The sequence below is a fragment of the Moorena sp. SIO3H5 genome (assembly GCF_010692395.1).
In the GTDB taxonomy this organism is placed as follows: Bacteria; Cyanobacteriota; Cyanobacteriia; order Cyanobacteriales; family Coleofasciculaceae; genus Moorena.
Window position 1 is genome coordinate 1 of the sequence record NZ_JAAHHS010000251.1, and the last position, 11349, is coordinate 11349.

The following is an 11349-nucleotide window of genomic DNA, read 5'->3' on the forward strand; positions in this document are numbered from 1 at the left end:
GCCCAAAAGCCAAGGTTTTGGAAGATAATTCATTTCTTCGTTGCCCTAGCCAAAATTCTTAAGTTTTCATTTATTGAAAAACTAAGGCTGTTGTGCTGATAGCTCAATGGTTATAAGTAACAAATCTAGTTGACTGACTTTACTCCTAAAACCCTTGATTTTATGTAGAGAGCAGTTGAATAGTAGCGAAACCAAAGCAAATTATTGCCAAGGTTGGTTTCACTATGTTAAAATATTCCCTGGCAGAGAAAAAATTAAGTCAACCAGGTAAAAAATTTACCGAAACAGCAATAAAATTAACTATCATCCTGATGATACCCAAGCTTTTGTAGCTTGTAATGTCAATCAGGCTTGCTCCCTTAGCAACCTTCTTATTGGTCAGTTCATCATCAGGACATTAGGCAATTTCGCTATAGGATTTTCTGTTGACTAACTAGTAATTAGCCCATTTCGCTTATAGTGTGGCCGTTGCGGTCGCGTAGCGGCTCCAAACGCGCCCCGCGTGGCCCAAACGCGCCCCGCGTGGCCAATAGGCCAAGGCCAAGGAGCATCGGATAACTAATCCCATAACTAAGGGTAAACAACCCCCGCTCTTACCTGTCTTGTTCTAGTTGGTATTATCATTAAGGATTAAATAAACTGCCCAAATCCCCATGGCTCGCAAATAGTGACTAGCTCGGAATGTCCCTGCTGCTGTAATCGCTTCTGGTGTCCTAAATTGCAAGCCATGATCATAAACCTGCCTTACCACTGCTTCAGTCATACGTAAAGCTTCATCTTTCATGCCTTGCTGAATCAGAAATGCTGCTAATCCAAAATTAATTCCTGTCCACACTTCCATCGGATGAGTCGCATCGGGATCTTCTGGTGTGCCATCGGGTCTGACTCCATTAACTGCTCCAAGTTGACCCTCATGGAACTTTAAAAAACAGGCATCATAAACAGTCTGGAGGGCTGAGAGAGTACACTCTGGTGGTACTATATCCGGTAATCCCAGTAACTGAGCATAAAATTGACCACACAACTGGTCTGCCATCACCACATCTGATCCACTTTCACTATCTAGTTGATAGTACTGACCATTCCACAGCTTTTTTTGATAAATTGGCTGGGCTTGTGCTAACCATTGGCGATAGCACTCAATGGTGTCTTGAATGGACTCTAGCTCAGGTACTTCTACTAATGGGGATGTTGGTGGATAATTCTTGGTCAAAATTTCTCCAATTGCGATCGCACTCTCCAAGGCCGCTAACCACAACCCTCCACAGTAAGCACTTACTCCCTGCAATCGCCAATCATCAAAGGTCTGATCTGGTGCCCCATAGTTTTCTGGTATCCCATCTCCATCTTGGTCAAACCCCTTGAGATAAGCCAGTGCCTTGACAATGGATGACCAGCACTCCCACAAAAACTCTATATCTGTAGCGCTATAAAAAACAAAATCCCGATAGACTTGTAAAACAAAGTCACTGGCTAAATCCTTCCACTGGTTACAATCCTGGTAGCTAGTGTAATTAGTCTGTTGCCAAGGATGCTCATTGGGAGCTCCTAGGTCATGGGGAGTAGCATCCGCAATTTTACGTACAGCTTGAGATTGATTGTAGCCAATAATACGTATTGTTTCATCGCTGGTCGGGATAGCTCGGGCAAAGGCTTCTAGCACCGCTTTATCCAGTTTCGGCCACAGCATTGCTAGGGCAAAAGAACCATAGAGCCGTACATCCAGGCTTTCGTACCAACGGTAATCTAGACATTCTAGTACACCAAACTGTCCAATGGGGTCAAGTTCAGTTGCTGCTGTCCAGAGAGTACCGCCATCCGTGAGCAAGTAAAGCTCATTAAACAAGGCCATCTTGAACCAATTGGGTAAATCATGCTGATTTAAAATCGGTTCTTGCCATGATTCAATTTTTTCTCGCCACAGATCATGGTGCTTGAGAGCAGTGCGCACCATTGACCAACCATTATTACCGTTGCGTCCAAAAAAGTCCGTGTATCTCCGGTAATAGTTAATACCTAATTTAAATTCTGTCACCGGGAAGTCCCAAGTCAGAATAAAGGGAATTTTGCGGGTTTTACCTGGACGAAGGGTAAAGCGAATTGCGATCGCGCAGGCAATTTGTTCTCCTGGTGCGGCTGGGGTTTCATCTTGATGGTCTACCAAGCTACCATCCGTAGCAAAGGTATCCCAAACCTCAGCACCATCACCCACTGGATTCCAGCGACCGTGGTAAAACACCTCCATACTGGGATTAGTAACTGTAGCCAGGCACAATTGCCCTTCCCCTTCTTTAATCTCATCCCCCAGTCTCACCCGGTCTAGAACAAATCCGACCCGATAGTGATCCACAATCCACTGATTCAAATTCCCCGTACTATCTCCCCACCGAGGCTGGTACTCATACACCGGGCTGCCATCATCCCTTACCCGCACCTCCGGATTTTTAATCGCATTGGTAAACCAACCCACTATATTCTGCCAAGTGAGCATGATGCTAACGGTAATCGGAGTATCAGTAGGGTTGTGAGCGGTCCACTCAAACACCGCCACTGGGTAACTACTTTCCTGATAACATCCTGCCCAAATCGGAGAAAACTGCTCACAGGTTAGTTCAGTCTGAAAGACATTTTTATAGGTAAACCAACTGCGAGGATACAAAGCATAGTAGTGACCAGAAACCTCTGAGCTGTTTTCTTCACCTTTGCCTTGGGTTGGATACCATTGCCAAGAGCCTAGCTTACCATCCTCTGGTGGTTGAGTGCATAACCCATAAGCCATCGGCTGAGAATGCTCTGGTTGCTCAAATACACTAAATTGACAAGGGGGGAGGCTTTTAAAGATGTGTTCTCCCCCATCCAAGTGCCATAAATTAAAATCTCCTCGGGGAGAGCGACCAATACAACCAGCGCCAAATCCACCCAAGGGCATGCCATGCCAGGGACCATCATCAAGATTACTTGGGTAACGGACAGTATAAGGGTTATCCCAGCCTAGTCCTAGGGGGCGTTGCCAGCTACACTCAGGAATTTTTGGGCGTGGTTGTTGATAGATCATTCCCTGATTGTCATATGCTCACCTAACTATAGCTGCTTTAGTCAGTTGGGTCAACCAACAGCCCCTAGCCACGCCACTGATCTGCTTGGATGATGGTCATGACGGCATTTGGAATATATTTATAAGATGCGTTTACCCTGATCAAGGTAGCTTTATTAATAAGTTTAATTAAGATATACAATCGTTGCCCTTGAGAGCGTTGGCGTAGCCTGCGCGTAGCGCAATCGCTGGATTTTATAAAAGTTAATAATATAGCAATTCTAAATCATTTATAAAATCAGACAAATCTGGAATCATTGCTGGTAAAAGGTTATAGCGTTCACTTTAGCCAATATATTTCACGAATCATTTAAAACTGCTATATAGTGCCGTTTACTTTTGTCCCACTACTTACTAAAATCGCCATGTGTAGTGAAACCAAAGAATGTAATCAATTCTTTTTTCCTACAACCCTTTATAAACAGTCAATCTAACAGGAGTTAGTTTAAACAATGGTTACATCTCATGATGAGCATGACACTCATATCTTCGGTGTTGTTAGGGAAAACGGCGATATTTTATCTGGTAAAGGCTTCAAGGTTGACAAAAAGCGGGACGGGATTTACTTTGTGGTGTTTGATCAGCCATTTGCAGAAATTCCTGGAGTAACCTGTACAATTTCTGGGCATTCTTGGCTAAGTTTTCAAATGTCTATTTCAGTCGTTGATATTCGACCTAATTACTTCGTATGCCAAACTTCAACACCCGATCGTCCTGAAGATAGTGGTTTCAGCTTTATTGCTGTTGGTGAGGTGTAGCTTAGTGGGTGAAATGAGCCCTAAAAAGCTTAGTAGATAAGGCTTTGAGGCAAATGAGTTTAGGGAAGATACAGTCCCAAATTAACCCTAGATTCATTTAATAGCAAGCTCAAACCCTTATAACTAAGCTAAGCATAAGCGCTACGCGCACGCTGCGCGAACAGCCGTCAGCTGTCAGCCGTCAGCCGTTAGTGGTCAGCTTATTGTATTCAAAAGCTGTTCGTAAAGTAGCGTGCCCATAGCGCATAAGCTAATGGCTGATAGCTGAACGCGCACGCGTGCGCGTAGCGCTTATGCTGATAGCTGAACGCGCACGCGTGCGCGTAGCGCTTATGCTAATAGCTGACCGCTGACCGCTGAATGCTTACTAACTCAGGTCAGGCTATGGATTTTATAGTTGAGTTTTCTTCTAAATACTCCAACGTTTTAAGCAGACGAACTGCTGAGTGATAGGCTTCTTCAGTTAATTCATGACGTTCCTGAGGGCTATCCACTAGGTCATTAACCACTAACTGCAAGCAAACAATCATTGGGGTTAGGTGAGTTCGCACTTCATGGGAGGTCTTGACTAACTCCTTTTTGACGACATTTTTAACCTCTCCATCGCTATTGTGCTCAAACTGCATCTTGTACAAACGAGAGTAGTAACCCTCCTTCTTCAGCAGTTCTTCATGGGTGCCAATCTCAACCACTTGCCCTTTGTCCATAACCACGATTTGATGAGCTTTTTGGATCGTAGACAGTCGGTGAGCAATCACTACCGTTGTGCGATCGCGACAGAGTTCATCAATAGCTTGTTGTACTAGCCGTTCGGAAACCGTATCTAAGGCACTGGTTGCTTCATCTAAAATTAAAATATCTGGATTCCGCAGCAGTGCCCGGGCAATGGCCATGCGTTGACGTTGTCCACCGGATAACATTACACCGCGATCGCCTACTTTGGTATCAAACCCTTGGGGTAATTGCATGATAAATTCATAGGCATTGGCTCGTTTCGCTGCTCCAATAATATCTTCCTCGGTAACATCTTTCATTCCATAAGCAATATTGTTGCGCACCGAATTATTAAATAAAAACGTATCCTGACTGACAACCCCCATCGCTTGTCTGAGGGAACCGATATCGTAATCCTTCAAATCTTTGCCATCGATAGTGATTCGTCCTTCAACTGGGTCATAAAATCGTGGCAACAAATCTGCCAAGGTTGACTTACCGGCACCGGAAGCACCTACCAATGCCATAGTAGTGCCTTTAGGAATCGACAAATTAACCCCATTGAGTACCGAATCCTGATGACCAGGATAGGCAAACGAGAGATTTTCAATGCGAATTTCTTGGGATAGCTTGGTGTAGATATTTTTGCCACTGCTCATGATCGGTTTGTTGTCTCTGCGCAAAAAATCAGCCACGATTGCCGTACTAGCAGACACATTAGCAAACCGACTTCTTTGCCCATTTAACTGACTGATTACTGGTAACAAACGGAATAGTAAGAATAAATAAATCCCCAAAACAGTAGAGATCGCTTCCAGTTCTTCTGCTGAACTATCTTGCAACAGGAAATTTTTTCCCACAAAGACTATGGCTAAAATTGCCAATATTCCCGAGACTTCATTAATGGGGTTAATTGCCGCAAAATTAGCTTGAGATTGAAATTCAGCATGTTCACGTTCATCAATAAATTTTTCAATTCGTTGATATTCATCTTGTTCATTACTAACTGATTTAATTAACCTAATTCCTGTTAATATTTCTAGTAATGCTCCTGAATATCCTCGGGATTTATCTGATAGGATTTTACCAAATTTTTTAGAGCGCTTAACAAAAAATTGATTAATAATGAATACACCAAGCAATAGAATGCTTGTTGCAATAGTGAGTTGCCACGAAATCGAGATTAGAAGAAATACAAATACAAAAATGGTGATGGCCGTCGTAAATAATTGGATAGCAATTTTAATGGCATTGGCGGCTCGACCAATTTCTTGACTAATTCGATTTATAATATCACCAATTTTGGTTTTGGCATAAAAATCTAGATCCACATCCAGGAGTAATTTAATCCCTTCTTTACGAAAGGTATTAATTAATTTTTTGGATAAATCGGTAGACACTAAGATATTGACATAGTTAGCTACATTTTTCAGGACAATGGCTAAGAGCACTACCAGTACCATGAACAGCAAGCGATCGCCCCCTTCAAAGCCCTCAAAAAAACCCATGGTTTTCTCAATTATAGGCGGGGCTTTGCTTAAATCTAGTTTCTTTTGACCTAAAAATTCCAGGACTAACGGCACAATTATGGTTGTACCGACACTATTAAACATGGCACTGGAAAATCCCAGCAGGACAGTCAAGACAATCAAGATAGGATGCCGTAGTGCGTAGCTAAGGAGTAATCGATTAGGAGACATGATTACTGTTTTTTTTATGGTTGAGTGTTGACTGTTGACTGTTGGTATAGGAGAAGACTTACTTATGCTCCATTCAAGTATAAACAGTCAACAAAAAAGCTGTTAGTTAGTGAGCCAAATTATAGGTTGAACAGCGTAGCAGATTATAAATCAGCAATAACATCTGCAAGAACTGCCGCCATGGCATCAACACTATGGTATTTCACACATAGCTCCCTGGCTTCAAGTCCTTTATGATTGGCAACATCTGGATTTTGAAATATCTGTTGAATCTCCTGAGCTAGTTGTTGTGGCGAACTAGGCTCAACCAGATAACCGGTATCGCCTAAAATTGTCGGGATATCCCCAACACAGGTAGACAAAACTGGTTTAGCCATTGCCATCCCATCTGTCAATTTTAAGGGAAACTGAGCTCTAGCCGCCAGAGTATCTCGCTGGGGAACCACCACAATATGAGCTGCTGACAGAACCTCTGGCATTTCTTCGACTGGGGTTCTTGGCAATTTAATAATCCAACGCCCCCATTTTTTGATCAGTTGTTGATCATAATCATCATAGGGACTGCCTCCGACAATCACCAATCTTAAGTCTGGCTGATTGAGATACTCTAGCGCTATTAAAACATCTTCAACTCCTTTGTGGGGTCGTGGCGCACCAGGAAACATTAGCACCCGATACTCCGATAACCCATAACGCTTGCGGCTGAGTTCTGGGTCATAGTGCTTCGGGTCAAACAGATCGGTATCTTTACCATTGGATAGATAAACACCACCGAAGCGTTCCTTGAGAAACTGAGTATCTATAGTGATAGCGTCGGCATAATTGACAAACTTTTCTAGCCATTTGATATAGAGGGGATGGTCTGGATATCTCAATTGACCATCTTTGGTAAGAATATCCCTACCGAACTGTTTAAGACTCGGACGATACTGCCATTGGTCGCCACCATACCAACTTAGTTCCCAATCATCCATATCCAGGATGATTGGACGACGGCTAGTAAACTTTTTCAGCACAGACAGACCAAAACTGGTGGGTTTGGGTTTTACGGCATAGATAATATCGCCATCTATTTTTTTTAACAGGTCTCCGGCAGCGGTTAAGACTCCAGGATATTTACCACCAGGGACGGAAGTAATGGTAAAACCAGAGGGAGGAGTGGCATATAACTCCTTCCCAAACATAAATCCCACAATCTCTATGGCATAGTTAAGCTTTTTCAGGACTTGTCCGAGCAAAAATGCCCGGATAGCACCACCACCGGACAAGTCACTAACAACTAGGGAAACTTTTTTGTTCATCGGATTTGGATAAAACTGGTACACGATATATTGTGATCAACTTCTCGTGTGAAAGTGATTAGTCCCCTTGGGTTTAGCAAGATATCCCAATTACCACGCACTAATGGTCACTAAAGAGGAAGTTGGGAGTCGGGAGAGCTTGTAGGGTGGGCAAGAACCATTTGGTTATGGGTGAGTATTCATGATTAGATTACTTTGCCCACCCTACTAATGGTCACTCATAATTATGGAATTATCCGATAATCCGAACTCGGGATTTATAAAGGAAGTGCTTACCAGCTAAACCCTTAGTGCTAAGGGTCAAATCTCAGGAAGACCAACCATTACCTTTCGATTTCGGTGGGGTGATTGACACTTTGCCAGATAAACACTTTAATCAGGGAAATGGAAAATGGCGCACAAAATCAGTATTCCCGTTTCAAGTGCTATAATCTCAGGTGTGATCAACTATCACGCTTTCCACACCCTAATCTAATCAAACAAAAAATCGACGAACGACACTAACCCCTAAAGCGTTTAACGTTTCAGGGGTGTGGTAGATAGAAATTTAGAATATAGGTAAGAAGGGAAAGAAAGGAAACAGAGGGAATACAGGGAAGTAAAGGTTTATCATTGCGGTGCGACCCGTGGCGAATTTAATTGGACGACTGTAAGCGCACCGGTACATCCAGCCAATCGCCAACCCTGTCCCTATGTTCCTACTCCATCGTTTTATTAGGCGATTATAGTTAATCGTTTAATATACCTTACATGGAACCCCTAAGCCTAACATCATTAATCCTTCATCCTTTATGCTGCGGGAACCCTAAGGCCAGCATCCTTGACCCCATGGCGCTTCTGATGCCATTGCCAGGCGTTCGACAAGATGGTGTTTATATCGGAATATTCGGGATACCAACCCAGAACTTTTCTGGCTTTATCACTACTACCGACCAAAGCGGGCGGATCACCAGCACGGCGATCGCATTCTATAGCTTTGATCTCTTGTTTCGTTACAAGTCTGGCTGCCTCAATGACTTCTTTGACTGAGAAGCCGTTGCCATTACCTAAGTTAAAGATTTCACTATCCCCACCCTTTAATAGATAGTCCAACCCCAAAACATGAGCAGAGGCTAAATCCTTGACGTGAATATAGTCCCGAATACAAGTTCCGTCAGCAGTGGGATAATCGGTACCAAAAATGGATATGGACTCCCGTTTACCTAAAGCAGTAAGCAGCACTAAGGGGATAAGGTGGGTTTCGGGGCTATGATCTTCTCCTAGCCTACCCTCTGGGTCAGCACCAGCAGCATTAAAATAGCGGAAGGTTACGGATTTAAAATCATAGGCGGTATGGAAATCGGATAAAATCCGCTCTACCATTAATTTACTAGCCCCATAGGGATTAATGGGGTTTTGGGGATGGTCTTCTGGAATCGGTACAGTTTTTGGTACCCCGTAGGTAGCACAGGTAGAGGAAAAGACTAATTTCTTAATAGATGCTGCTACCATAGCTTCCAGGAGTGTTAGTGTCCCGGTAACATTATTGCGGTAATATTTACCAGGGTCAGTTACCGACTCTCCTACGTAGGCATAGGCAGCAAAGTGCATTACTGCACTGATATCATAGTCACTAAAGAGATTGTCGAGTAATACTCGGTCATTGGTATCACCGACAACTAACTTCACCTTGAGAACATCTTCGACTATGTCTCGATGACCATAGACTAAATTGTCTAGAACCACCACTTCGTAGCCAGCTTCCAAGAGAGCTAATACAGCATGGGAGCCAATATATCCTGCACCCCCTGTAACTAGCACAGTTGCTTTGGATTGCGACACTTGAATACCTCGCTGCTCTTACTAGATTTTTGCTTTTACCAAATTATTCCCTGGGATAGCTTGTAATTCCGCAAACTTCGGTACAATAGCCATCCCATTCACAGATGCCAGAGTTGATTTGGTGATGCTTAAACCTAATTCTGACGCAATAGTCAAGCTGATTTATTGTGCCGGTTAATTATTCTGGCTTCAAGCCCCACGTTTTAGGGGTAAGGGGGTTGTGGGATTCAATGCCTGTCAGACGCGCTTTGAAAACAAAAATTAAAACAATGTCCCATCCATAAGGAGCCTCAGGGCGGAGTGCTGATATAGTCTGGGCTAAGGTAGTATGTCTAAGATAATCACAACCAAGATCGATGGCTTCACGAAACCCTGAGGCTCATAATACAGGTTTGGTTTTAATCCCACACTTTCAAGATAGGAAAGTGTGGGTCGTTGTCACTGTGGGTCTCTAATTAACTAACTTGATAATCAACTAATTTGACACGACCAGTCTGAACATTATCAAATATCCGATTAATCTGGTGGCGTTCTGCGTCGCTTATATTGTAATCGCAGAGGAAGGCACTCGTCAGCTGTACATACTCTTGACGGCTCAATTGACCCCTGTTAATCATCTGGTTTACTATTGTCTCTATGTCCAGCTTGGATTGGCGTTCAGCTGTAGACGCCACTGATTTATGGTTTAGTCGATGGGAACTGAAAAAAAGGGTTTCTGGGGATAGAGCAGTTTTCATGGTTATTTAGCACCTCTGTATAATTCAATCGAGCCAACCTTAAGGGTTAGGGTCAAAGGAAGTATTTCGAGTAAAGAATAAATTTTGATGGTAGAAAAAGACAGTTGGCTGAAAACCTCCTTGACCATTTATTCTCTTTACCAGGCAACCTGGCAGTGTCTTTACCCGTTTACTTTTATCATGACACCGCCAATGAAAGCAAGATATCACAGCAAAGAAAGAAAAAAACGACTTAATTATTAATGCTACCGACTGATTTGCTAATTAGTAGACAAAATGGCGAAGAAATCATTCCCAAACGATTGCTGATTAACAATCAGACCTGTGCTATGGCAGCTGAGTTAATCTGCTGCTTTATTGAGGCTACTGGTACCACCCAAGGGGAACTAGACCGTAAGTTGTCCGATTGGGAAGGAGATAGCCCTGACTACCGGGTTAAACGAGGTTTAGCCCATATTCTTAAAACGAGCTTCAGTACCTTTGAAGTTGTTAGCCCCATAGACCCTAAGGAACTCCGGCAACGAGTCTTTGCTCTGGCAGCTCAATCTGTTCCTAGTCGTCAGGCAACTCAGGAGACTCTAGAAAGCGTGAGCACTGCTTTATCTAAGGAATTAAATCAGGAAGTGTTGCCTGAACAAATTTCTAAAGGACTTTATGCGGATTTACAAGAAAATCGTATTCTGACTCAGTTTGATCACCCAGCACCAGAGGCATTACTGCATCGCTATAATTTATCTCAAGTCCAGGGTGTTTTTTACCGGGCATCTGAGATGACTCTGAATGCTCACCGGAATGTTCCAGGGGAGTATAAGCTATTAATCCGCTATTTGAAGTTGTTTCAGTTGATGACTTACATTGAAGGGGATGCGGACCATGGCTTCACGATTACTATTGATGGACCGACTAGTTTATTTAAGCCTAGTACTCGCTATGGTTTAGCGATCGCTAAACTTATTCCAGCTTTACTACACGTTACTAAATGGAGTCTCAAGGCGACCTTACAAAGCCGTGACTCTTACAGCGGTACGATCAAGACGGGGCATTTTAGCCTTAATGACCGCTGTGGCTTGGTGACTCACTATCCCCCTGGTAAACCCTACGACAGTATGTTAGAGGCTTCCTTTGCTAAGCGTTGGGAAGACTCACTATCCCCCTGGTAAACCCTACGACAGTATGTTAGAGGCTTCCTTTGCTAAGCGTTGGGAATCTCAGAAAACTGAATGG

7 protein-coding genes and 1 pseudogene are annotated in these 11349 nt (G+C 43.3%); 2 read left to right on the forward strand and 6 right to left on the reverse strand.

Going from position 1 to position 11349, the window contains the following annotated elements:
• Positions 1–607: 607 nt before the first annotated feature.
• The gene (locus tag F6K52_RS23630; protein WP_293083577.1) at positions 608–3055 is read right to left on the reverse strand and encodes a GH116 family glycosyl hydrolase; all 2448 of its coding nucleotides are present in this window, start codon (positions 3053–3055) and stop codon (positions 608–610) included.
• Positions 3056–3546: 491 nt separating this feature from the next.
• On the opposite strand from F6K52_RS23630, the gene F6K52_RS23635 reads away from it, so the two are divergent.
• Positions 3547–3852 carry an H-type lectin domain-containing protein gene (locus tag F6K52_RS23635; protein WP_293083580.1) on the forward strand — a complete coding sequence of 102 codons (306 nt, stop codon included), beginning with the start codon at positions 3547–3549 and terminating at the stop codon, positions 3850–3852.
• 377 nt (positions 3853–4229) lie between these two features.
• On the opposite strand, the gene F6K52_RS23640 is transcribed toward F6K52_RS23635, so the two are convergent.
• From F6K52_RS23640 to F6K52_RS23660, 5 genes are all read right to left on the reverse strand, one after another.
• Entirely contained in the window at positions 4230–6266 is a 2037-nt protein-coding gene (locus tag F6K52_RS23640; protein ID WP_293083582.1) for an ABC transporter ATP-binding protein, read from the reverse strand.
• 143 nt (positions 6267–6409) lie between these two features.
• The gene (locus tag F6K52_RS23645; RefSeq protein WP_293083585.1) at positions 6410–7567 is read right to left on the reverse strand and encodes a glycosyltransferase family 4 protein; all 1158 of its coding nucleotides are present in this window, start codon (positions 7565–7567) and stop codon (positions 6410–6412) included.
• A 789-nt stretch (positions 7568–8356) separates the two neighbouring features.
• Positions 8357–9388 (reverse strand): UDP-glucose 4-epimerase GalE, encoded by a 1032-nt coding sequence (gene galE / locus F6K52_RS23650; protein WP_293083588.1) that lies wholly within the window; start codon positions 9386–9388, stop codon positions 8357–8359.
• Between the two features lie 21 nt (positions 9389–9409).
• Positions 9410–9544, reverse strand: a complete 135-nt coding sequence (locus F6K52_RS23655) for a hypothetical protein (RefSeq protein ID WP_293083591.1) — start codon at positions 9542–9544, stop codon at positions 9410–9412.
• A 299-nt stretch (positions 9545–9843) separates the two neighbouring features.
• Positions 9844–10125 (reverse strand): hypothetical protein, encoded by a 282-nt coding sequence (locus F6K52_RS23660; RefSeq protein WP_293083594.1) that lies wholly within the window; start codon positions 10123–10125, stop codon positions 9844–9846.
• A gap of 242 nt (positions 10126–10367) precedes the next feature.
• Between F6K52_RS23660 and F6K52_RS23665 the strand changes: the two are divergent.
• Positions 10368–11282 (forward strand): annotated as a pseudogene (locus tag F6K52_RS23665) (DUF790 family protein); the annotation flags it as partial.
• Positions 11283–11349: the final 67 nt, after the last annotated feature.